Origin of the sequence: Nonomuraea angiospora (assembly GCF_014873145.1) — a bacterium.
GTDB lineage: Bacteria > Actinomycetota > Actinomycetes > Streptosporangiales > Streptosporangiaceae > Nonomuraea > Nonomuraea angiospora.
On the sequence record NZ_JADBEK010000001.1, the window covers coordinates 3,876,297 to 3,897,681 of the forward strand.

Genomic DNA, 21,385 nt, shown 5'->3' on the forward strand with positions numbered 1-21,385 from the left:
GCCGATTCGGGCACAATGCACCGATTCCTGCGAGTCAGAAGGAGCTCATATGCGCATCACCTCGCGCCGAGGTGCGTACCGCGTCCTCACCGTGGCAGCGGCGCTCGCCTTACCCCTCGCGCTCGTCCCCGCCGCGGCGCAGGCAGACCCGGCGCCGAACGTGACGCAGAAGAAGCTGATCGACTCCATCACCGCGCCCGCCGTCAAGAAGCACCTGCAAGCCCTGCAGACCATCGCCGACGCCAACGGCGGCAACCGGGCGGCCGGCACGAGCGGGCACGCGGCCTCGCGCGACTACGTCGTGGGCAAGCTCAAGAAGGCCGGCTACACCGTGACCGTGCAGCCGTTCGACTTCGCCTACTTCGAGGAGAAGTCGACCGCCCTGATGGAGCGGACCTCCCCCAACCCGCGGGTCTTCACCCCGACCCCGCCCGACGGCTCCACGACCGGCGAGTTCGCCACCATGACCTACTCCGGCTCGGGCGAGGTGACCGGGACCCTGCAGAACGTCGACCTGGTCCTGCCGCCCGGCCCGACGCCCAGCAGCTCGAACTCCGGCTGCGAGGCCGCCGACTTCGCCGGCTTCACCGCCGGCAACATCGCCCTGCTCCAGCGCGGCACCTGCGACTTCGTCGTCAAGGCGCGCAACGCCCAGGCCGCCGGAGCCGCCGCCGCGATCATCTTCAACGAGGGCCAGCCCGGCCGCACCGACACCCTGCTCGGCAACCTCGGCGAACCCGTGTCGATCCCCGTCCTGGGCACCAGCTTCGCCGTCGGCCAGGAACTGGCCTCGGCCACCAGCGTGGTGCACCTCAAGACCGACACCGTCAGCGAGATCCGCACCACCCACAACGTGATCGCCGACTCCAAGTGGGGCGACCCGAACAAGGTCGTCATGTCCGGCGCCCACCTCGACTCCGTGCCGGCCGGGCCCGGCATCAACGACGACGGCTCCGGCAGCGCCGCGACGCTCGCGGTGGCCGAGGCGCTCGGCAAGGTCCCCACCCGCAACAAGCTCCGCTTCGCCTGGTGGAGCGCCGAAGAGCTGGGCCTGCTCGGCTCCATCCACTACGTGGAAACCCTGCCGGCCGCCGACCTGGCCAAGATCAAGCTGTACCTCAACTACGACATGATCGGCTCCCCCAACTACGCGTTCAAGATCTACGACGGTGACGACAGCGACGCCGAGGGCGCGCCCGCCGGCCCGCCCGGATCCGACGAGATCGAGAAGCTCTTCGAAAAGTACTTCGACACGCTGCGCCAGGGCCACAACGGGACCGACTTCGACGGCCGCTCCGACTACGGACCGTTCATCGAGACCGGCATCCCGGCGGGCGGGCTGTTCACCGGCGCCGAGGGCATCAAGACCGCCGAAGAGGCCGCGCTGTTCGGCGGCACCGCCGGCGAGCCGTACGACCCCTGCTACCACCAGGCCTGCGACACCATCGTCAACATCAGCGACAAGGCGCTCGCGCTGAACACCGGCGCCATCGCCACGGCGACCGTCGTCTACGGCTTCACCTCCGACCTGCCCGGCCCCGACACCCGCGCGGCGGCCACCACCAAGCGCGCCGCCACCAGCACCGGCGCCGACCTCCAGGGCCGGTCGAAGGGCTGAGCGAACGGGCTCACCGTCCCCAGGCCGAGCGAGGCCGTCCTGGGGGCGGCGCCTCACTCCAGCGAGGCGAACGGTGACGCCGCCGCGGAGGACGCCGTCACCGGGGCTTCGGAGGAGCGGTGCTGCCGCGGACGATGAGCTCCGTGGCGAATTCGACGCGGTGCTGCGGCAGCGGCGTGCCCTGGGCGAGTGCCACCACCATCCTGGCGGCCGCCATGGCCATCTCGGCGAGCGGTTGGCGGATCGTGGTCAGCGGCGGGACGGCCCAGCGGATCGAGGGCAGGTCGTCGAAGCCCACGACGCTGAGGTCGTCCGGGATGCGCAGCCCCAGCTCGTGGGCCGCGCGGTAGACGCCCAGGGCCTCGCCGTCGTTGCAGGTGAAGATGGCGGTGGGCGGGTCGGGCAGGCGCAGCAGCCGATGGGTGCAGGCCAGGCCGTCCTCGATCTGGAAGTCGCCCCGGCAGATCAGCTCCGGGTCCACGGGCACGCGCTCGGCGTCCAGCGCGGCGCGGTAGCCGTCGAGCCGGGCCCGGCTGGACAGGGCGTGGTCGGGGCCGGTGATGACGGCGATCCGGCGGTGCCCGAGCTCCAGTAAGTGCCGGGTGGCCGCGAGCCCGCCGGTCCAGTTGCCCGCGCCGACGGACGGCACCCGGTGACCGGGGTCGCCGGTCGGATCGAGCAGGACGAGGGGGATCTCGCGGCGGGCCAGCCGCTCCCGCTGGAGGTCGGTCAGGCCGGAGAAGACCGCGATGACGCCGGTCGGGCGGTGGCTGAGCACGCCCTCGAGCCAGCCGCTCTCGGGGACGTGGCTGCCCTGCAGCTCGGAGACCGACACGGACAGCTGGTGCTCGCGCGCCACCTGCCCGACTCCCCTGATGATCTCCGTCGGGTATTCGCCCGCGAGTTCGTGGAAGACCAGCTCCACCGCGGCGGCCGGGTCGACCCGTCGCCGCTGTCTGCGGTAGCCGTGCTCGCGGATGAGGCCCTCCACCAGCGCGCGCGTCTCGGGCGCCACCGCCGGGCGGCCGTTGACCACCTTAGAGACCGTCGCCGCGGACACCCCGGCGAGCTGGGCCAGCTCCGCCAACGTCAGCGGCTGTGCGCCGGACTCCCCGGTGGCGGTCATGGCCGTAGTTTAGGGTATCGGCGCGGCCGAGCCGGTGGTGCGGTGCGGCAGGTCCAGCCGCCGAAGCTCGCCCGCGACGGCGCTGCCAACAAAACCCGCGTGAGGCTCATCCAACAGAGCATGAAGCGATTCAAACGGGCCGGATCGGCGATGGCGGCGGGCGCACTGCTGACCCTGGCCGTGTGCGGCCTCCCGGCGTCCGGTGAGGCCACCGCGGTCAGCGCCCAGGGCACGAACCTCGGCCTCACGGCGGTCTCCGCCCGCGGAGAGGGGTCGGCGCCCAAGCGCTGCCGTACCGACGCCCTCTCGGCGCGGCTCGGGCGGCAGGATCCGGGGGCGGGGAACGTGTACGCGCCGCTGGTGCTGACCAACACCTCCGCGCAGACCTGCTGGGTGTACGGCTTCGTCGGGCTGATCATGTTCGACGGCAACGGCGACGCCCTGCGTACGCGGGTGCGCAGGGAGGACATCCGGCCCCAACGGGTGGTGCTGAAGCCGCGCGCCTCCGCCCACGCCCTGCTGCACTGGGTGACGGTGGAGACCGGAGCCGAGAAGCGATGCCCGGCGTCGGCCCGCCTGATGATCATCGCTCCGGACGAGGTGGCCCACCTGGAGATCCCGTTCACGGCGAGGCCGTGCGACGACGGGCGGATCGACGTGCGGCCGCTCGCTCCCGGCGTGCGCCCCTGACACCCCGTTCGCGCCCTCGCCACGGGGGCAGAGACCCAGGGTGCGAGCTCCACCGTCGCCCCGCGTCCGCCGGCCGGTGATGTACCACCATTGGTCGCGGATGACCTTCATCCACTGGCGCTATCCGCCCGCGTGCGTGCAGGCCCTGGTGCCGGACGGCCTGACGGTGGAGACCTTCGACGGGGCGGCGTGGGTCGGCCTCACGCCCTTTCTCATGCGAGGGGTCCGCTTTCCCGGCCTGCCCGCCCTCCCGCGGCTGTCCACCTTCCCGGAGACGAACCTGCGCACGTACGTCCGCGACGCTCGTGGCCGTACCGGGATCTGGTTCCTGTCCCTGGACGCCGGGCGCCTGCCCGCGGCCCTCACCGGCCGCGCCGGCTACGGGCTGCCCTACTTCTGGTCGGACATGTCGGTGGACACCCGGGCCGGCCACACCCGCTACCGCTGCCGCCGGCGCTGGCCGGGCCCGGCCGGCGCGCGGTGCGACGCGGAGGCGGAGCTCGGCGTGCCCCTGGCCGAACGCGAACGCGACGAACTCGCCCACTTCCTGACCGCCCGCCACCGGCTGTTCACCGTCGTCGCCGGCCGGCTGGCCGCCGCGCGGGTGGAGCATCCGCCGTGGCCGCTGCACCGCTCCCGCCTCACCGGCCTGGACCAGGACCTGGTCCAGGCCGCCGGGCTACCCGCCCGCGACGACCCTCCCGTCCTGCACGCCTCCCCCGGAGTGCCGGTACGGGTGGGGATGTGGACCTGGTGACCGCGCGACGGCCGCGGCTCACGCCGCTTCTGCGGCTTCTCCGGCCTGCTGCAGGCTCGGGTGGCGGTGCTGGCCGGCCAGCAGATGGCCGACGGCGACGATGCCCACGATGGGCCACTCCACGATCTCCAATACCCCCAGAGCGACCAGGACCGCGTAGAAGGCGAGGTGCTGGGGCTCCGGCAGGGGCACCGTACCGACCACGGGCAAGGAGATCCGCCTGCCGCGCTCGCTCCTGATGGGCTTGACGACCATGATGTCCCCTCCTTCGGTCAACGACCCACCTGCCCTCCACCAGGCCCGATAACCCGCTCAGCCGGGCAGGGTCTCCCCGCCGATGGGGGCCAGGACCTCGCCCGTGTAGTACGACGAGAGGCGCCCGGCCGCGAAGAACACGTACGACGGGGCGATCTCGTCGGGGTCGGCGGCCCGCTGCATCGGGACCTGCTTGCCGAACTGCTCCACCTTCTCCTCCGGCATGGTCGCCGGGATGAGAGGGGTCCAGACGGGGCCCGGGGCCACCGCGTTGACCCTGATGCCGCGCTCTACGAGGCTCTGCGCCATCGAATAGGTGAAGACGTTGATCGCGCCCTTGGTCGTGGCGTAGTCGATGAGCGCCTTGTTGCCGCGCAGCCCGTTGACCGACGACGTGTTGATGATCGCCGAGCCCTCGCGCAGGTGGGGCAGCGCCGCTTTGGTGATGCGGAAGTAGCTGTGGATGTTGACGTCGAAGGTGTGCTGCCACTGCTCCTCGGACAGCTCCTCCAGCGATTCGACGGGCGCCTGATAGGCGACGTTGTTCACCACGATGTCCAGGCCGCCCAGGTCCGAGACCGTCCGCTCGACGACGGAGGCGCAGTGGTCGCGGTCGGCGAGGTCGCCCGGGATGAGCACGCATCGCCGGCCCTCCGCCTCGACCAGCTTCAGCGTGTGCGCGGCGTCCTCGTGCTCGCTCAGGTACGCGATCGCGACGTCGGCGCCCTCCTTGGCGAAGGCCACGGCCACCGCCCGGCCGATCCCGGAGTCGCCTCCGGTGATCAGGGCGCGCTTGCCGTCCAGCAGTCCGCTGCCGGTGTAGTGACGCATCTCGTCACGCGGCTCGGGCTCCATGCGTTCGGTGTGTCCGGGATATGGCTGCTTCTGTGCGGGTGGCGTGCTGTCCGGTTGTTCTGGCATGGCTCGCGCATGCCCTGACTCGCCCGGGACTAACGTACGCGCAGTCAATGGCCCCGGCCCGGACCGGCTCAAGGTCACGGCAACTGCGACTTGACCGCTCCGAGGGCGAGAGATCCCCGCGAATCCTCCGGGTAAGGCCGACGCCTTTTCCCGGCCGGACGTTTCCGCAGGTGATCCCTGGAATGCCGAGCGATTGGGCAACTCGGGCATCTGGTAGTTCAAAGGTCACTCAAAGTGAGACACTTTCGGACTGTGGCGATTTGGTTGCAAAGGTTGGGACTGCGGGGTTAGGTGTGACTCAACAGACTCCGGAACGGCGACCCGGATCGGGAGAGCGGTGGCAACCGGCCACCACTTCTTCGCGACGGTCGGGGTAACCGGGAGGAGGCATGTCACGGCTCGCTGCCGGATACCGCCCCATGCGCCACTAATGAGGCGAAATGTCCGAAGCGGGCCTTTTCTCGTTATCGGACGAAATCGTCTGACGAAAAAGTTGAAAGGAGAACAATGCCGGAAACGCCACCCGAATCTGGCTCGGGCCGCAGCCGCGAGCCCGAGCCGGCGAGTCCCGAGCCACCTCCACCCTCCACCTGGATCGGGGAGGTGGCGCGGATGGTCCGGGATGTAGTTGACAGCACGCCCCGGACCATCCGCCTGTGCATCGTGATCGCGGTTGCCGCCGCGGCGTGGTTCCTGATCAAGTAACCACTTGATGCACGGGTGATGCAGGCCCCAGGCTAATCGCCACCCGAGACCGGATGCCCGGTTTATCAAGATCGCGAGCTTCCTGTCCACAAAAGTGGTGACTTGTCCTGGGGCCTTTGCGTCCCGTTCACCCGTGGCGTACGAGAGAAAGAGCCTGCCCCCCGCGGCCAACGGACAAACATTCCGCCGTGATCGCACAGCGTACGATGCGCCGTCGCCGCCTCCCAACCCTCCCGGGCAATTTGGTGAAATTCGCAAATGCACATGCATCTGAGATGTGCAGGGCGAATGATCAGCGTTCTCCCGGCCCGACCGGCGTCCGGAGCGGTCCGGCGGCGGGTTCAGCCGCCCGGGAGCTGCGGAGGCTCGCGGCCGTCCCGCAGCGCCGACTCGATCTGCCTGGCCAGGTCGAGCGTCTGTGCCGGGCTCAGCGCTCTCAGGCCGGTGGCGGTCACCTGCACCTCGGGCCCGTCCTTGCGCCGCTTCACGGTGATCTTCACGTCGGTCCTGCGGTAGCGCAGCCAGGCGATCACCATGCTGGCCACGGCCGCCACCACCTCCGGCGCGTCGGCCAGCACCCGCACCGCCTCGGCCACCGGCCCCAGCGCCCCGTCGGGAGGCGGCTGCTCGACCAGCCGGAGCGCGGCCCGCAGCTCGGGCTCCCGGCGTAGCCAGGCGTACAGGTCCCGCACCTCGTCCGGCGAGTCCGCCACCAGCAGCGCGCCCCTGTCACCGCCGTCAGGTCGTTGCGCCATCATGGCCCCCTCCAGGCTCGCGGGCGCGGCCGCCGCACCACGACCGGTATCCGGATATCGCCCCGCCCTGGCGCTTCGCTACGCTCGCCGCGCGCTCGCACAGCGGCCGATCGACGGCGCGTGAAAGCGGATGCAACCGGGTGCCGGCCCGGCCACCCGCGTGCGGGGCGAGGTGGCTGAGCCGGCGTGTCAGGGTCCGGCCACCCGCCCGCCGAGAGAGGCGGCCGGGCCGGTGTGTCGGGGTGCGGCCACCCGCCTGCGGAGAGAGGCGGCCGGGCGGGTGTGTCAGGGGTGCGTGCGCCGGTCGATGCCGAGCGTGGCGATGAGATCTTCGTGGAGCTCGAACCAGACCCGATGGCAGGAGTCGACGTCGGTGCGGTCGACCCAGGCGTTCTCCCCGGCCCGGGCGCGCGCCAGGGCCGCGGCGAATCGGGTGTCGTATCCGCGGAACCGGGTCAGGACGCTCCCGAGCCGGTCCGCGAGTGGCGCGAGTGCGCGGTCGACGCCGGCGAGCTCGTAGAGGATCCGGGCGTCCCAGGCGAAGTCGGAGTGGTCGTTGGCGGCGAGCCGATCGCCGTCGGCGGGCCTGAGCTGCCAGTCGGTGCAGGCTCGTAGCAGGAGGGCGTTCAGCGGGAGGAACTCGCGGTAGACGCCGTGGACCTCGTCGCCGCCGCCGACGCGGGCAAGCTCGGCCGCGAGCTGGCGCTCGTTCTCGGCCCGGCCTGATTCGGTCAGCGACCAGCCTCCGGAGCCGGCGAAGGCGGTGTGCCGAACCCAGCCACGCGCCTCGGCGTCGTAAAGCGCCTCTTGCGCCTCGGCCACGTCGAGACCGTACCGGCCGGCGATCACCGGAGTGTCCCCGAACCCGGTGATGCGCACGGCGTGCAGGGTCAGGAGGTCGGGCGAGGAGTCGCGCGTCACGAGCCGTCCTCCTGCCGGGCCGACAGGCGGTTGTAGTGCTGCTGGCACGCCTGCGGCGAGTTGAACCCCATCGCCTGCGCCATCTGCGCCCAGGTCAGCCCCGCGCTCCGGGCCATGAACAGCAGGCCGGACTCGAGCCCTTCGACCTCGGCGCGTGCTGCGGACAGGAGGGAGAGCGCGCTCAGGACGTCCTCCGGGCCCAGGTCGGCGTGGCGCCAGACGGCGAACTGCAGGAGATCGACCGCCGACGGCGGCGCGGGCGGGGGCCGCCACGGGCGGGCGTCGAGCGCGTCCGCGCCCAAGCTCAGAAGACGCTCACTCGCGTCCTGCTCACGCCGGGCCTGGACGTGGTCGAAGTCCCCGGTGTGAGCGATGTCGTCCTTGCGAACCATGCGACTCATGATGCAGAATCAACGAAATGTTGTCAATAATTTGTTGAAGGGTGGAACGGTTGATCGTACCCCTGGTGGAGGCCGTCTCCGACACGTGCGGGGGCAAGGCCGGCGCGCTCGGCGCGTTGCTCCGCGCGGGTCTGCCGGTTCCTGACGGCTTCGTCGTCCCGTACGCCGCCTACCTCGCCGCCGTGCGCGACCTGGACCTCGGCGAGTCGGACGGTCCCGACGCGATGCGGCCGGCGATCGAGGCCCGGCCCGTCGACGCCTCCGTGATCGACGCGCTGGGGCGCGCGCTGGACGAGCTCGGCGATCCGCCCGTGGCGGTGAGGTCGTCGGCGTCGAACGAGGACACCGGCCGGGCCTCGGCGGCCGGCCAGCACGAGAGCTTCCTGGCCGTGCGCGGGGTCGGCGGGGTCGCCGATGCCGTACGCGCCTGCTGGGCCTCGCTGTTCTCGCCACGAGCCATCGACTATCGCCGCGAGGACCGGCCCGATGACCGCCGCGACGACCGCCCCGGCGACCGGCCGCCGGGCGATCTCCCCGACGACCGCCCGGATGACCGGCCCGATGACCGGCCCGACGATCGCCCCGACGATCGCCGCGAAGACCGGTCGTCGAGCGATCTGGCGATGGCCGTCATCGTCCAGCGCCAGCTGGACGCCGAGGTGTCCGGGGTCATGTTCACCCCCGCGGACCCGTACGGCGCGACCGAGATCGAGGCGTCCTGGGGCCTCGGCCCCAGCATCGTCGGGGGCACGGTCACCCCCGACGCCTACCGCGTCGCCGGGGACGGGTCGGTCACCCGCACCATCGCCGACAAACGCACCCGCCTTGACCGGCACGGCACGCGGCTCGTCGTCCGCGACGTGCCCGCCCCCGCCCGGGACCGGGCGGCGATCGACGACGCGACCGCCACGCGGCTCGCCGAGCTGGGCGAGGAGATCGCCGCCGTGCTCGGTGGACCGCAGGACATCGAGTGGGCGATCACCGACGGCCGCACCTGGATCCTGCAGGCACGGCCGGTCACCGCCGCGCCCCCACCGCCGCCGTCCCCTTCCGCCGCCCCGGACGCCCCGGCGGGCGCCCTCGCCGGGACACCGGGCAGCCGTGGGACCGCGACCGGCGCGGCGAGGATCGTCCGGGGTCCCGGCGACTTCGCGCGCGTGCACCCGGGCGACATCCTCGTCTGCCCCTTCACCGACCCGGCCTGGACGCCGCTGCTGCGCATCGCCGCCGGCGTCGTCACCGAGACCGGAGGCGTGCTCTCGCACGCCGCGATCGTCGCCCGCGAGCTCGGCATCCCCGCCGTCCTCGGCGTCCCGGACGCGACGGGCAGGCTCCACGACGACACCGTCATCACCATCGACGGCACCACCGGAGCCGTCATGACGAGGGACGCGTAACCGTTCACTCCGTCGACGGCACCACCGGCGCCGTCACGGCGGCGGACGCCTGACCGTTCACTTGATCGAAAGGAGACGGGGAACGGGCCCGTACGGGCGCCGCCCCCACTGCTCATGGCGACACGACACCTCTACCTGGCACGCCACGGCGCGGCCGACGCGTTCGGGAAGCTCACCGACGCCGGTCACCGGCAGTCGAGCCTGCTGGGCGAACGGCTCGCCGGCCTCCCGGTCGACGCCGTGTGGCACTCCCCGCTGCCTCGCGCCACGGCGAGCGCGCACGAGCTCGCCCGGCATCTCCCGGACGTCCCCATGGAAGAGGCCGCCGAACTCATCGACCACGTCCCCTACGTTCCCAGCCCGGCCGAGACACCCCGGTCCTGGGCCGGCTTCTTCGACGGCTACGACGAGGCCGAGGCGGCCTCCGGCCAGAGGCTCGCCGAGGCCCTGGTCGCCCGGTTCGCGAGGGTCGCCAGCCATGGGCCCGGCCCCGACACCCACGAGGTCCTGGTGACGCACGCCTACCCGATCGCGTGGCTGGTGCGGCACGCGCTGGACGCGCCGCCATCCCGGTGGCTCGGGCTGAACAGCGCCAACACCGCGCTGACGGTCATCGAGTACCGCGACGGCCTGCCGCCCACGATGGTGATGTTCAACGACATGAGCCACCTCCCGCCCGACCTGCGCTGGACCGGGTTCCCCGGCAACATGCGGCCGTAGCGGTCAGGCCGGCGGAGGAGAGATCTAGCGGCGCGGGACAGGGGCCTCGGCGGGCGCGCTCATGTAGTGCCTGATCGGCAGCAGCAGCCGGAAGGCGTCCCCCTCGTGCTGCACCATCGAGTGGTCCACCTCCAGCATGAATGACGACCGGCCACGAAGGGGGATGGCACGGCGCGAACATCGCAGAGATTGAAGATCACTGTCAGGCGCGGCCAATATGCGGAGTTTGTCGTTTTTCGGATTCCTGTCCCGTTCCAGAGGAATTCCAGTCAGGGCTTTCGGCGAGGCGTGCCGCTTGACTCTGACACCGTGTCAGGCGGCACCGTACGGGCCATGTCTGTCACCTATGTCGGCTCCGGGCCGTACTGCTACGCCAACTCCCTCGCCATGCTCCTCGGTGCCGAGTCGCCGCCTCCCGCCGTGATCGAGGTCCTGACGGGCTCCCCCTACGGGATGCAGCTGATCGGCGGGCGCCTACCGGAGTTCGACCCGTTCGGCTGGGATCCCGAGATCGGGCTCGACGCCGCGATCGGCCTGCTCGGCCATGAGTGCGAGCGCGTGGACGGGGGAACGGCCGCGGCGGCGCTCGACCGGCTGCGCCGGGCCTGCCAGGACGGCCCGGTGCTGGCCGGGCCGCTCGATCTCGGCCTGCTGTCCTTCCAGCCCGGGTCGGGCAAGGCGATCGGCGCCGACCACTACGTGGTGGTGCTGGAGGTGGACGGCGACACCGTCCTCCTCCACGACCCGGAGGGCTACCCGTACGCCACGCTGCACGTCGACGCCTTCGCCGCGGCGTGGCGCGGAGAGCTGATCGACTACCTGAAGCGGCCGTTCCGGATGCGGTACGGGTTCACCCGGCGGGAGCCGGTCACCCCGGAGGAGGCGCTGCGCCGCTCCCTGCCCGCCGGGGCGGCCTGGCTGGCCGGCCGGACGGACGTGGAGGTCCCGCCCGGCACGCTGGGGCAGGCGGAAGCCGCCGAGCGGACGGCCCGGCTGGTCGAGGAAGGGCTGGATCCCGAGATCAGGGTGTTGTGGCAGGAGTTCGCGGTGCGGGTGGGCGCCCGCCGTCTCAACGACCTGGCCGCCTGCCTGTCCTCCCTCGGCCTCGACGCGGGCGCGGCCGTCGCCACCGAGCAGGCCCGCCTCGTGGGGGGGCTGCAGGGTCCGCTCATGTCGGGCGACGACGCGGCGCTCGCGGCCGGCCTGCGCCGCCTCGCTCCGACGTACGAACGGCTGCGCGCCGCCCTGACCGCCGGCGACGGGGCTTCTTGAAGGGGTTGACCGCGCTCCTACCGCTGCGGTCCCGTCGTCCACGGCCGGAGCTTGTCGGGGTTACGTACCGCCCAGATGCGCTTGATCCGGTCGTCCACGATGTCGAACGCCATCACCACCACGATGGCGCCGTCCTGCAGGGCGATCAGGCCGGGCTGGCCGTTGACCGTGCGCTCCAGGATCGTCAGGTTGCCGAGCCTGCCGGTGAAAGTGACCAGGGGGCGTACGATCTGCTCCGCCCCCTGGACCGGGCGCAGCACGGCGCTGACGACGCCGCCGCCGTCGGCGATCGCCGTGGCGTCGGGGTCGAGGAGGTCGATGAGGGCCTTGATGTCCTTGGCCTCCCATGCCTGCTTGAAGTTCCTGACGATGCCGGCCTGCCGGGCCGCCGGCGTCGCGGGAGCCCGCGAGGCGCCGATGCGGCGGCGGGCCGAGGAGGCCAGCTGCCGGCAGGCCGCCGGGGTACGGCCGACGATCTCGGCCACTTCGGCGAAGGAGTAGCGGAAGACGTCGTGCAGGATGAACGCGACGCGCTCGGCCGGGGTCATCGACTCCAGCACGACCAGGAAGGCCATGTTGACCGACTCGTCGAGGGTGACGCGGTCGGCCGGGTCGACGGTGATGCCGTCCGACCGCCCGTTGATCCACTCCGCGGGTTCGGGTAGCGGCTCGGGGATCCATTCGCCCACGTAGGTCTCCCGCCGGGCCCGCGCCGAGGAGAGCACGTTGAGGCAGATGCGGCTGGCGACCTTGGTCAGCCAGGCGCCGGGAGCGGCGATGGCGTCCTGCTCCTGCCGGGACATGGCGTACCAGCGGGCGTAGGTCTCCTGGACGACGTCCTCGGCATCGGCCAGGGAGCCGAGCAGCCGGTACGCCAGATTGATCAGCTGCCGCCGCTCGCTCATGATCGCGCTCAGGCCCGGATCGAGCCGGCCGCCTCCTGGCTCGGACTGGATGGTCATGGTGTCGCCGGCTCCCTTGGTCGCGTTCCGCCCTTACCGGTCCGACAAGACAGCGCGGCGAACTGTGAGGTGGGCGGGCCGCCTCACATTCCTGGGTGCTGCGCTGTCGGATCAGTGAGCCACGGAGAAGGGAAACCTCGCCATGTCCACACCCGAACACCGCACCCTCAACAAGGTCGTCGTCATCGGCGGCGGCTATGCCGGAACGCTGGCGGCCAACCATCTGCGGTTGCGCTCCGACGTCGAGATCACGCTGGTCAATCCGCGCCCGGAGTTCGTCGAACGAGTGCGGCTGCACCAGTTCGTGGCCGGCACCAGGGAGGCCACGGTGGACTACGGCACGCTGCTCGGCGACGGCATCCGGCTGGTCGTCGACAGCGCCACGCGCATCGACGCCGCCACCCGTACGGTGCGGCTGGCGTCGGGCCGCGCGCTGGACTACGACTACGTCATCTACGCCGTCGGCAGCACCGGGGCGATACCGTCCTCGGTGCCCGGGGCGGCCGAGTTCGCGTTCGACCTCGCGGAGTTCGAGCCCGCGCGGCGGCTGCGCGCCAGGCTGGCGGAGGTGCCCCTCGACGCGCCGGTCACCGTGGTCGGCGGCGGGTTGACCGGCATCGAGACGGCCGCCGAGCTGGCCGAGCAAGGGCGCGCGGTCACGCTGGTGTGCGGCCGGGCCCTGGCGCCGTCGTTCGGCGCGCCCGCGCGCCGGGCCATGGCCACGTGGCTGTCCCGGCACCGGGTGGAGGTGCTCGAGGACGACCTGGTGCGCGAGGTCCGGCCGGACGCGGTCGTCCTCGCCGGCGGCGGGGTACGCGCGAGCGAGCTGACCATCTGGGCGGGCGGCTTCGGCGTGCCGCGGCTGGCGGCCGCGAGCGGGCTGCGTACCGACGAGCTCGGCCGGCTGCTCACCGACGAGACGCTGACCAGCGTCGACGACGACCGCATCGTCGCGACCGGCGACGCCGCCGCACCCTCCGGCCGGCCGCTGCGGATGAGCTGCTACGCCGCAGGCCCGCTCGGCGCGCAGGCCGCCGACACCGTGCTGAGCCGCATCGCCGGCACCGAACCGGCGGTGATCGGCCTGGCCTTCTCGGGGGCGTGCGTCAGCCTCGGCCGGAGCGCCGGCATCCGGCAGCTCGCCCGCAAGGACGACACCGCGGTGAACCTGTACGTCGGCGGCCGCATGGGCGCGGCGATCAAGGAGGTGACCTGCAACTTCGCGGTGAAGAGGATCCGCCGCGAGGCCCGCAGGCCGGGCTCTCTCTTCTGGGTGAAGGGCGGCCCGCGTCCGGAGCAGCCGGAGCCCGCTCCGCGAGGGCTCACGACCCCGTGAACGCCGCTACCCGCTGGGGCGTCTTCCTCGGCCACCCACGGGCTGCCGCCGATCGCGCGGGCTTATGGGGCTGGGATGCCCAGCAGGTGGTCCGCCCGTTCCGTGCGCAGGTGAAGCGCCGTCCGGCCCTGGCGCCGCGTCGACACGAGACCCGCCCCTCGCAGCGCGCCCAGATGTTGCGAGACCGCGCTCGGGGTGATGCCCAGGCGGGCGGCCAGTGCCGCGGTCGTCCGGGGCTCGGCCAGGGCGGCGAGCAGCTCCGTCCTCGTGCGCCCCAGCACCGGGGCCAGGCCCGCCGGCGTCGGCGGGGGCGCCTCCCAGAGCAGGCCGACGCCCACCGCCGGATAGCGGATCGACGCGGCGGCGACGGGGGACTTGTCGACGCCCACGTCCGGCCAGTTGAAGATGCTCGGCAGCAGGACCAGGCCCTGCCCACCGGTGTCCACGGTGTAGACGGCGGGCGAGGCGCGGCGGCCGTGCACCACCAGCTGGCCGCCGTCCCAGGCGAGGTCCCGGTGCAGCTCGGCGAACAGCGCCTGCACTCCGCCGTCCACCAGCGTGAGCGCCCGCTTGGCGACGTCGGCCTCCAGCACCGCCCGCATCCGCCCCCACTGCGGAGCGATCAGCAGCTCGTGGCAGCGGTGGAGCGCTTGCGCCAGCCGGGGCAGGACCGTCGCCGGCTCGGGGGCCTCCTCGTCCGGCACGCCCAGAACCGCGCCGTACTCACGCCGGAAGAAGCGCTCCCCCGTGGCCCGCAGCAGCTCCAGCTCCATGGCCATCGAAGGCAGCCGCTCCTGCGGCACCGGGAACAGGAACGACGGCATGGGCCCCGCGACAAGCGCCCGCAGCAGCGGCAGCTCGCGCTCGTCCGCGATCAGCGGGCGTGCCCGGCGCACCCAGGACCGGTGCACCGCGTGCCCGCCCGTGCCCAGCAGGATCCGCAGCGCCAGCACCGTCTCCCCCAGCGGCGAGACCGCGAACCGCACCCTGGCCACCGACGCCGCGGTGAACCTGATCTCGACCGCCATCCGTCCCACCCATCATGTAGCTGTGGCTGAACGATAGCCACCGCCGCCGTCACCCCCCAGGCTGCGGGGCATGGAATTCTTCACCTCCTACGACGGGACCGAGCTGAGCTACCACGTGTCCGGGGACGGCGCGCCGGTGGTCTGCCTGCCCGGCGGGCCGACGGCCTCCGCCTACCTCGGCGACCTCGGCGGCCTGTCCGGGCACCGGCAGTTGATCATGCTGGACCCGCGCGGCACCGGCCGGTCCGCGAAGCCTCGAGACAGCGCGTCCTTGCGCTGTGACCGGCTCGTCGCCGACGTGGAGGCCCTGCGCGCGCACCTGGGCCTGGACCGGATGGACCTGCTCGCGCACTGCGCCGGTGCGAATCCGGCCACGCAGTACGCGGCCCGCCATCCGCGGCGCGTCAGCCGGCTCGCGCTGATCACACCGAGCGTGCGAGCCGTCGGCATCGCGATCTCGGGTGACCTCCGGCGCGAGACGGCTCGGCTGCGCCGCGGCGAGCCGTGGTTCCCGGAGGCGTTCGCGGCCCTTGAGGCGATCGTGGCGGGCCGGGCCACGGACGGCAACTGGCACGCCGTCGCGCCGTTCTCCTACGGCCGGTGGGACGAGGCGGCGCGGGCCCATCACGCGGCGGATGCGGAGCAGCAGGACCCGGAGGTCATGGCGGCCTTCGGCGCCCCGGGCGCCTTCGACCCGGACGCCACGCGCGCCGCGCTCGCCCGGTTCGCGCCGCCCGTACTGGTGCTCGCCGGAGAGGTCGATCTGGCGGCGCCTCCGCCGGCCATGGCAGAGTTCGCCGGGCTGTTCCCGGACGCCGGACTCGTCATACAGCCGCGAGCCGGGCACTTCCCGTGGCTCGACGACGCCGACGGCTTCAGGTCCGCCGTCGCGGCGTTCCTGGAGTAGGCGACGCGTCAGGCCGGCGGCGGGCCGCTGCTCTCCCGCACGATGAGCTCCGGCTCGTTCCAGGCCGGGAGGGACAGTGCGGCCTCCGGCTGCAGCCGGCGGAGCAGCAGGCCGAAGCACGCGCGGCCCAGGCCCTCGAAGTCGAGCCGTACGGTGGTGAGCGAGGGGTGCAGGTAGGCCGACGCCGGGGTGTCATCGAAGCCGACCACACTGAGGTCGCCCGGAATGTCCCGGCCGGCTTCGCGCGCGGCCCGCATGACGCCCAGGGCGAGGTCGTCGTTGCCGCACAGGATGGCGGTCACCGAGCGGTCCGCCAGCAGGGAGCGCACCGCGAGGTATCCGGAGCGGGGAGTCCAGCCGCCGCGCAGAGGCTCGGGCACGGGGCGTCCGGCGGCCCGCAGCGCGTCCTGCCAGCCACGGGTCCGCTGCGGAAGCGCGCTGGTGGAGGACGGGATGGCCACGTAGTGGACGGTCTGGTGTCCCAGACTCAGCAGGTGGCGCGTCGCGTGGGCCGCCGCGGCCCGGTCGTCCAGCCAGACCTGCCACGGGTCGCCGCCCGAGCCGTCGTCGGGGCGTTCGACGGCGGCCGTCACCGGCACGTCCGGCGGCAGCTCGCGGAGCGCCCGCTCGCCGGGGTCGTCGTAGGCGATCACCATGACGGGCTCCTGGGGCCGGTTGAGCCGCAGGGCGACGTCCGTGTTGCTCGTGCCGGGCCCCAGCACGCTGATGCCCACCGAGAAGCCGGCCGCCCTGGCCGCCTCCTCCATGCCGCGCAGCGTGGCCGCCGCGCCGAACAGGGCGGTGTCGGAGGTCAGCACGGTGACCGAGCTCACCGGGCCACCGGCCAGCGTGCGGGCGAGCCGGTTGGGGCGGTAGCCGAGCTCGGCGATGACCTGCATCACCTTGGCCCGGGTCGACTCGCTCACGCGGGTCTTGCCGTTGATGACGCGGGAGACCGTCTGCTGGGAGACGCCGGCCACCCGGGCGACGTCCCAGATGCTCGCGGACCGGGCGGGAGGAGTGTCGTTCGGTGGCGTGTGACCGGTAACTCCCATGGTCCGAAGCCTACTTGATGGCGGTGTCCCGCGCCCTCGACGAGCCCGGCCGGCCCGCGATGCCGGTGCCGGCGGGCGGTTCATCGTCCGATGGAGGTCGCCGTCCCGTTCAGGGTGAGCTTGAGGATCGGGGCGATGGTGCCGCCGAAGCCGGCTCGTGCCTGCGCGGCCGGCGCGGATCGGAGGTCCACGCCCGGGAAGGACCGGTAGTTGGCGAAGCTGACCACGTGGAGATCCGGCAGCACCAGCCAGGCGTAGGCCTGGTCCGGCTCGGCGCGGGGGTTACGGAGCACGAGCCCGGACCCGTTGAGCGGCTCGTACGGCCCCGTCAGGCTGGGCGCGGCGAAGCCGTAGAGCCCGGTGGGCGCGGAGCCGTCCGGGTGGAAGGTGTGGCGCTGGGTGGAGAAGAAGAGGTAGTACCGCGACCGGTGGACGACGATGTGCGGCCGTTCCAGCTCGTGGTTGATGCCCTCGGCCACGAGCAGCGGCGGCAGCAGGGACCAGGCGCCGTCCCGGGTCCCGGCCAGGGCGATGGCGCCGCCGAAACGGTCGCCTTCCGCGACGGACGCGGCGATGAGCAGGTATTCGCGCCCGTCCGCCGGGTCGCGGAACCAGCCAGGATCGCGAAATGCCCGGATACGTCCCGGTGCCCCGGTGGTCTCCTCGGCCGGCAGGTACATGAGGCCGTCCGAGCGGAGGAGCTCACGGTGCCCGGCGCCGGGGTCCAGCAGGATTTCGCGCCCGTCGGCGACCAGGGCGGGACGGGTCTCGACGACGCGCTGCCGGAACGTCGGGGGCGTCTCCCCTCGCCGTCCGGCGGCCGTGTAGAACACCGACACGGTGCCGTCGGGGCGGCGGACCGCCGACCCCGACCATTCGCGGCTGCCCGGCGAGGCCCCGTCGGCGAACGCGTGTCCCAGGTCCGCCCACCTGTCGCCGTCCTTGGCGAGCAGGCGGATGCGGGCCTGGTCGTGGCGTTCCTCGGGGTGACCGAGGATCGGCGCCGACAGCGCCATCCACAGCTCCTGGCCGCTGATCACGCAGGTCGAGCCGTCTTCCTCCTGGACGGGCCACAGGTCCCACAGGTCGTGGTCCGGCAGGATCCGGGGCATGGCCGCGAAGTCGATGACGGGTGCCGTGGTCGCGGCGGCGTCGGCGAGCAGCTCCAGGTGGCGCCGCGTCCAGCGGGCCGGCCGGCCGGCGCTCATGCGGCTCCCGGCCCACGGCGCGGGCCCGTTTCCGTCGGATCCGGCACAGCGTTGAGTCGCCCTGGTGTGGGCATGCTTACAACCTTCCTTTCAGCAGTGTCGCGTTTCATCGCCGTCAGCCCTTCAGTGAGCCCTGGAGCAGGGCCTTGACGAAGTGCCGCTGGAAGATGAGGAAGATCACGAGCGTGGGGGTCAGGATCAGCAGCGACCCGGCGCACAGCAGCGGGATGTCGGTGCCCCACTGTCCCTGGAAGGCGCCCAGGGCGCCGGACATCGTGCGCTTGGTCGGGTCGTCGACCAGGACGATGGCCAGCAGGAACTGGTTCCAGGTCCACAGGAACAGCAGGATGCCCAGGGACGAGATCGCCGGCATGGCCAGGGGGACGTGGATGCGCCGGAACAACTGCCAGACGTTGGCCCCGTCCATCCGCGCGCTCTCCGACAGCTCCCCGGGCATGTTGACGAAGTGCGCGCGCATCCAGAAGACGGAGAACGGCATGAACAGGCCGATGAGCGGCAGGATGATCGCCCAGCGCGTGTTGAGCAGGCCCATGTCGCGGATCTGGTAGTACAGCGGCGTGATGATGCCCTCGAAGGGCAGCGTCAGGCCGAGCACGAACAGCAGGAAGATCACCCGGCCGCCGATGACGCGCAGGTGGCCGATGGCGAAGCCGGCCATCGTCGCCAGCACGATGGAGATCGGGACCACGCCCAGCACGATGAGGACGCTCGACTTCAGCAGCTCGCCCATGTTCGCGGCCCGGAAGGCGGCCAGGAAGTTGCCCCACTGGGGGTCGGCCGGCCAGGCCAGCCCGGCCGGGTAGCTGCCCGAGGGGTGCAGGGCGGTGACGAACAGGCTGAGGAACGGCAGGAGGGTGATCGCCATCATGGCGATGAGCAGCAGCCTGCCGGTCCAGGACTCCCGACCCGAGGTGATCATCGCTCGCCCTCCTTGGTGAACCACTGGATGGGAAGGGCACAGGCGATCACGAGGACCATGAGCACCAGGGCCAGGGCCGAGGCCATGCCGACCTCGCGTTCGGAGAAGGCCAGGTAGTAGATCTGCAGGCCGGGCACCATGGTCGTGTTGCCGGGGCCGCCCTGGGTGGAGATGTAGATGATGTCGAAGCTGGCCAGGGCCGCGATCACGGTCACGGTGACGCAGACCGCGATCTCCTGCCGCAGGCTGGGGACGGTGATCGAGACGAACTCCCGCCACGGGCCGGCGCCGTCCAGCCGGGCGGCCTCGTACAGCGCCGGGTCGATCTTGCTCATCCCGGCCAGGAGCAGCAGCGTGCACAGGCCGAGGAGCACCCACGCGCCGATCATCCCGACCGCCGGCAGGGCGGTGGAGAAGTCGCCCAGCCAGGCGCGGGTGATCCCGCCGAGGCCGACGAGCGAGAGGAGCTGGTTGATCACCCCGGTGGAGGCCAGCAGCCAGCTCCAGGCGATGCCGGCGGCCACCAGCGGGATGACCTGCGGCAGGAAGAGAACGGTCCGCGCCACGAGGGCGAGCCGGCTTTCGGCGATGCGCCGGATCGTGGCGGCGATGGCCAGGCCCAGCAGGACCGGGATCGCGCTGAAGAAGACGATGAGCTTGACGGCGTTGATCAGCGAGTCGTACAGGTCCGGGTCGGTGAAGACCTTCCCGAAGTTGGCCAGACCGACCCAGGTGGACGGGCCGATGCCGTCCCACTCGTAGAGCGAGTACTGGAACGTCAGGGCGATCGGGCGCAGGACGAAGACCGCGTAGAAGGCGAGCGCCGGCGCGACGAACAGCCAGCCGACCAGGCCGCGCGCGCCGCGCAGCCTGGCCGCGACCGGCCGCCGGTGCGAGGCTCGGGCGCCGGCGGGGCGGGTCACCACCTGCCTCAGTTCCCTTCGAGCTGGCTGGTGTAGTCGGCCTGGACCGCCTTCAGCAGCTCCTGCGGCTTCTGCTGTCCGGCCACCAGCTTCTGCAGCTGGGGCGTCCAGCTCTTGGCGTAGATGGCGCCGGTGGCGTTGGCGATGAAGTCCATCGCGCCGTTGTCCTTGGAGATGTCCGCTCCGGCGGCCAGCGTGGCGGCGGTGACCTTGTCCGCGGCCACCTCGGGCATGTACGCGTCGGCGGGACCCATCGGGCGCGAGCCGCCGACCTCGACGCCGATCTCGCGGGCCCGCTTGTCGGTGGCCACCCAGTTGAGGAAGAAGGCGGCGCAGTCGGCGTTCTTGGCGTTCGCGGCGATCCCGAAGGTGAGGGGCGCCGACATGGCGGCCCGCTTGCCGCCCTCCTGCGCCGGCGGCATCAGGGAGAAGCCGACATCGCCTGGCAGCTGCTTGTCGAGGTTGCCCGACTCCCAGTCGCCGTTGAACATGAACAGGCCCTGGCCGTCGATGAAGCGGCTCATCATCGTCGCGTAGTCGACCGCGTTGACGTCCTTCTGGAAGTACCCCGCCTTGATCCACCGCTCCAGGTGCTGGACCGCCTGCAGGTTGGACGGGGTGTCGATCGTGGCGCCGGGCTTCTGGAAGATCCAGTCGTTGATGGGGGCGGCCGGGCCGTAGGAGGCCATGAGGTCCTGCAGCGGGAAGGCCAGGCCGCCGGTGGCGCCGCCGTTGAACTGCACGATGGGCGTGATGCCCGCCTTCTTGGCCTTGTCCATCGCCGCGTCGAGCTCGGCCAGCGTGGCGGGCGGCGCGGACATCCCGATCTTGGCGGCGAGCTTCTTGTTGTAGAAGATCCCGGTCATGCTGGAGTTGAGGCCCAGGGCGTACAGCGAGCCCTCGCCGCGCGGCCGCCCGCCCGGGCCGAGGCGCAGCTGCTCGAGCTGGGAGGCCGGCCACTTGTCCCAGCCGAACACCTTCGCGTAGCCGTCGAGGTTCTTCAGCAGGTTGTCCTTGACCAGCTCGGAGACCTGGGGAAGGCGCATCAGGTCGGGCGGGTTGTCCGCCAGCACGCGGGGGGCGTTCTGCGTGATCACCGCGAACTGGTCCTCGCGGACGTTCCACGTGACGTTCGGGTGCTGCTTGGTGAACTCGGTGGTCAGCGCCTTGGGCAGCGGGAAGCCCGTCTCGAAGTAGCCGTTCATCGTGATCGGCGCCGTGCCGCAGGTGGGCGCCGTGGACGGGGCCGCCGCGCTGGTGGCCGCGGGCTGCGGGCTGTTGCTGCCGGGAGCCGCGCAGGCGGCGGCCAGCGTCCCCATGGCGATCACCAGCGCGGCCCCGGAGCGACCTCGACGAGCCATGTGCATCTCCTCTGTTGCCTGGGACAATCGGCACAGGCTGATGTCCCAACTCCGTTGCTAAATCGGGTTAGCGCCCGTTAGTCTCACGGTGCGTGTCGCACGATGTCAACCCCCCGTAACCCACTCT

General features: G+C 72.0%; 21 protein-coding genes. 8 read left to right on the plus strand and 13 right to left on the minus strand.

Annotated features, from left to right (window positions below):
* Positions 1–49 precede the first annotated feature (49 nt).
* On the plus strand, positions 50–1,618 hold the full coding sequence (locus H4W80_RS17540; RefSeq protein WP_192786075.1) for a M28 family metallopeptidase: 1,569 nt from the start codon (positions 50–52) through the stop codon (positions 1,616–1,618).
* Between the two features lie 97 nt (positions 1,619–1,715).
* Here the strand turns inward: H4W80_RS17540 and H4W80_RS17545 are convergent, their stop codons facing one another.
* Complete coding sequence (locus H4W80_RS17545; RefSeq protein WP_192786076.1) at positions 1,716–2,744, minus strand: LacI family DNA-binding transcriptional regulator; 1,029 nt, start codon at positions 2,742–2,744, stop codon at positions 1,716–1,718.
* Between the two features lie 120 nt (positions 2,745–2,864).
* Here H4W80_RS17545 and H4W80_RS17550 point away from each other — a divergent pair, with 120 nt between their 5' ends.
* Positions 2,865–3,434: a DUF4232 domain-containing protein gene (locus H4W80_RS17550; protein ID WP_192786077.1), complete on the plus strand. Its 570-nt coding sequence runs from the start codon at positions 2,865–2,867 to the stop codon at positions 3,432–3,434.
* Positions 3,435–3,534: 100 nt separating this feature from the next.
* The gene (locus tag H4W80_RS17555; protein ID WP_225963500.1) at positions 3,535–4,191 is read left to right on the plus strand and encodes a YqjF family protein; all 657 of its coding nucleotides are present in this window, start codon (positions 3,535–3,537) and stop codon (positions 4,189–4,191) included.
* A gap of 18 nt (positions 4,192–4,209) precedes the next feature.
* On the opposite strand, the gene H4W80_RS17560 is transcribed toward H4W80_RS17555, so the two are convergent.
* From H4W80_RS17560 to H4W80_RS17580, 5 genes are all read right to left on the minus strand, one after another.
* Positions 4,210–4,446, minus strand: a complete 237-nt coding sequence (locus tag H4W80_RS17560; protein ID WP_192786078.1) for a hypothetical protein — start codon at positions 4,444–4,446, stop codon at positions 4,210–4,212.
* Positions 4,447–4,503: 57 nt separating this feature from the next.
* Positions 4,504–5,367, minus strand: a complete 864-nt coding sequence (locus H4W80_RS17565) for an SDR family oxidoreductase (protein WP_192786079.1) — start codon at positions 5,365–5,367, stop codon at positions 4,504–4,506.
* Positions 5,368–6,413: 1,046 nt separating this feature from the next.
* Positions 6,414–6,830, minus strand: coding sequence for an effector-associated constant component EACC1 (locus tag H4W80_RS17570; RefSeq protein ID WP_192786080.1), 417 nt, complete (start codon positions 6,828–6,830; stop codon positions 6,414–6,416).
* 282 nt (positions 6,831–7,112) lie between these two features.
* Positions 7,113–7,748, minus strand: a complete 636-nt coding sequence (locus tag H4W80_RS17575; RefSeq protein WP_192786081.1) for a transcriptional regulator — start codon at positions 7,746–7,748, stop codon at positions 7,113–7,115.
* Entirely contained in the window at positions 7,745–8,140 is a 396-nt protein-coding gene (locus H4W80_RS17580; protein WP_192786082.1) for a DNA-binding protein, read from the minus strand. Before H4W80_RS17580 ends, H4W80_RS17575 begins: the two co-directional genes overlap by 4 nt.
* Positions 8,141–8,190: 50 nt before the next feature.
* On the opposite strand from H4W80_RS17580, the gene H4W80_RS17585 reads away from it, so the two are divergent.
* From H4W80_RS17585 to H4W80_RS17595, 3 genes are all read left to right on the plus strand, one after another.
* Positions 8,191–9,546, plus strand: coding sequence for a PEP/pyruvate-binding domain-containing protein (locus H4W80_RS17585; protein WP_420540602.1), 1,356 nt, complete (start codon positions 8,191–8,193; stop codon positions 9,544–9,546).
* A gap of 114 nt (positions 9,547–9,660) precedes the next feature.
* Entirely contained in the window at positions 9,661–10,266 is a 606-nt protein-coding gene (locus H4W80_RS17590; protein WP_192786084.1) for a histidine phosphatase family protein, read from the plus strand.
* A 333-nt stretch (positions 10,267–10,599) separates the two neighbouring features.
* Complete coding sequence (locus H4W80_RS17595; protein WP_192786085.1) at positions 10,600–11,538, plus strand: cysteine peptidase family C39 domain-containing protein; 939 nt, start codon at positions 10,600–10,602, stop codon at positions 11,536–11,538.
* A 17-nt stretch (positions 11,539–11,555) separates the two neighbouring features.
* On the opposite strand, the gene sigJ is transcribed toward H4W80_RS17595, so the two are convergent.
* The gene (gene sigJ, locus H4W80_RS17600; RefSeq protein WP_192786086.1) at positions 11,556–12,500 is read right to left on the minus strand and encodes an RNA polymerase sigma factor SigJ; all 945 of its coding nucleotides are present in this window, start codon (positions 12,498–12,500) and stop codon (positions 11,556–11,558) included.
* A 142-nt stretch (positions 12,501–12,642) separates the two neighbouring features.
* Between sigJ and H4W80_RS17605 the strand changes: the two genes are divergently transcribed.
* Positions 12,643–13,836: an NAD(P)/FAD-dependent oxidoreductase gene (locus tag H4W80_RS17605; RefSeq protein ID WP_192786087.1), complete on the plus strand. Its 1,194-nt coding sequence runs from the start codon at positions 12,643–12,645 to the stop codon at positions 13,834–13,836.
* A gap of 62 nt (positions 13,837–13,898) precedes the next feature.
* Here the strand turns inward: H4W80_RS17605 and H4W80_RS17610 are convergent, their stop codons facing one another.
* Positions 13,899–14,864 carry an ArsR/SmtB family transcription factor gene (locus H4W80_RS17610; protein ID WP_192786088.1) on the minus strand — a complete coding sequence of 322 codons (966 nt, stop codon included), beginning with the start codon at positions 14,862–14,864 and terminating at the stop codon, positions 13,899–13,901.
* A gap of 70 nt (positions 14,865–14,934) precedes the next feature.
* Between H4W80_RS17610 and H4W80_RS17615 the strand changes: the two genes are divergently transcribed.
* Positions 14,935–15,771, plus strand: coding sequence for an alpha/beta fold hydrolase (locus H4W80_RS17615; protein ID WP_192786089.1), 837 nt, complete (start codon positions 14,935–14,937; stop codon positions 15,769–15,771).
* 8 nt (positions 15,772–15,779) lie between these two features.
* Here the strand turns inward: H4W80_RS17615 and H4W80_RS17620 are convergent, their stop codons facing one another.
* The 5 genes from H4W80_RS17620 to H4W80_RS17640 form a co-directional block, all read right to left on the minus strand.
* Positions 15,780–16,826, minus strand: a complete 1,047-nt coding sequence (locus tag H4W80_RS17620) for a LacI family DNA-binding transcriptional regulator (protein ID WP_192786090.1) — start codon at positions 16,824–16,826, stop codon at positions 15,780–15,782.
* Between the two features lie 80 nt (positions 16,827–16,906).
* A complete protein-coding gene (locus tag H4W80_RS17625) occupies positions 16,907–18,034 on the minus strand; it encodes a glycoside hydrolase family 68 protein (protein WP_192786091.1) in 1,128 nt (375 codons plus the stop codon).
* Between the two features lie 115 nt (positions 18,035–18,149).
* Positions 18,150–18,974 carry a carbohydrate ABC transporter permease gene (locus tag H4W80_RS17630; protein ID WP_192786092.1) on the minus strand — a complete coding sequence of 275 codons (825 nt, stop codon included), beginning with the start codon at positions 18,972–18,974 and terminating at the stop codon, positions 18,150–18,152.
* Positions 18,971–19,897 (minus strand): carbohydrate ABC transporter permease, encoded by a 927-nt coding sequence (locus H4W80_RS17635; RefSeq protein WP_318786917.1) that lies wholly within the window; start codon positions 19,895–19,897, stop codon positions 18,971–18,973. Before H4W80_RS17635 ends, H4W80_RS17630 begins: the two co-directional genes overlap by 4 nt.
* A gap of 8 nt (positions 19,898–19,905) precedes the next feature.
* Complete coding sequence (locus H4W80_RS17640; protein ID WP_192786094.1) at positions 19,906–21,258, minus strand: ABC transporter substrate-binding protein; 1,353 nt, start codon at positions 21,256–21,258, stop codon at positions 19,906–19,908.
* Positions 21,259–21,385 lie beyond the last annotated feature (127 nt).

Bases quoted from the DNA above. Each gene is read 5' to 3' on its own strand.
- sigJ (WP_192786086.1), bottom strand. From the start codon at position 12,500: ATGACCATCCAGTCCGAGCCAGGAGGCGGCCGGCTCGATCCGGGCCTG.
- H4W80_RS17555 (WP_225963500.1), top strand. From the start codon at position 3,535: ATGACCTTCATCCACTGGCGCTATCCGCCCGCGTGCGTGCAGGCCCTG.
- H4W80_RS17610 (WP_192786088.1), bottom strand. From the start codon at position 14,864: ATGGCGGTCGAGATCAGGTTCACCGCGGCGTCGGTGGCCAGGGTGCGG.
- H4W80_RS17580 (WP_192786082.1), bottom strand. From the start codon at position 8,140: ATGGTTCGCAAGGACGACATCGCTCACACCGGGGACTTCGACCACGTC.
- H4W80_RS17595 (WP_192786085.1), top strand. From the start codon at position 10,600: ATGTCTGTCACCTATGTCGGCTCCGGGCCGTACTGCTACGCCAACTCC.
- H4W80_RS17605 (WP_192786087.1), top strand. From the start codon at position 12,643: ATGTCCACACCCGAACACCGCACCCTCAACAAGGTCGTCGTCATCGGC.
- H4W80_RS17640 (WP_192786094.1), bottom strand. From the start codon at position 21,258: ATGGCTCGTCGAGGTCGCTCCGGGGCCGCGCTGGTGATCGCCATGGGG.
- H4W80_RS17545 (WP_192786076.1), bottom strand. From the start codon at position 2,744: ATGACCGCCACCGGGGAGTCCGGCGCACAGCCGCTGACGTTGGCGGAG.
- H4W80_RS17550 (WP_192786077.1), top strand. From the start codon at position 2,865: ATGAAGCGATTCAAACGGGCCGGATCGGCGATGGCGGCGGGCGCACTG.
- H4W80_RS17625 (WP_192786091.1), bottom strand. From the start codon at position 18,034: ATGAGCGCCGGCCGGCCGGCCCGCTGGACGCGGCGCCACCTGGAGCTG.
- H4W80_RS17615 (WP_192786089.1), top strand. From the start codon at position 14,935: ATGGAATTCTTCACCTCCTACGACGGGACCGAGCTGAGCTACCACGTG.
- H4W80_RS17540 (WP_192786075.1), top strand. From the start codon at position 50: ATGCGCATCACCTCGCGCCGAGGTGCGTACCGCGTCCTCACCGTGGCA.
- H4W80_RS17570 (WP_192786080.1), bottom strand. From the start codon at position 6,830: ATGATGGCGCAACGACCTGACGGCGGTGACAGGGGCGCGCTGCTGGTG.
- H4W80_RS17620 (WP_192786090.1), bottom strand. From the start codon at position 16,826: ATGGGAGTTACCGGTCACACGCCACCGAACGACACTCCTCCCGCCCGG.
- H4W80_RS17630 (WP_192786092.1), bottom strand. From the start codon at position 18,974: ATGATCACCTCGGGTCGGGAGTCCTGGACCGGCAGGCTGCTGCTCATC.
- H4W80_RS17560 (WP_192786078.1), bottom strand. From the start codon at position 4,446: ATGGTCGTCAAGCCCATCAGGAGCGAGCGCGGCAGGCGGATCTCCTTG.
- H4W80_RS17590 (WP_192786084.1), top strand. From the start codon at position 9,661: ATGGCGACACGACACCTCTACCTGGCACGCCACGGCGCGGCCGACGCG.
- H4W80_RS17565 (WP_192786079.1), bottom strand. From the start codon at position 5,367: ATGCCAGAACAACCGGACAGCACGCCACCCGCACAGAAGCAGCCATAT.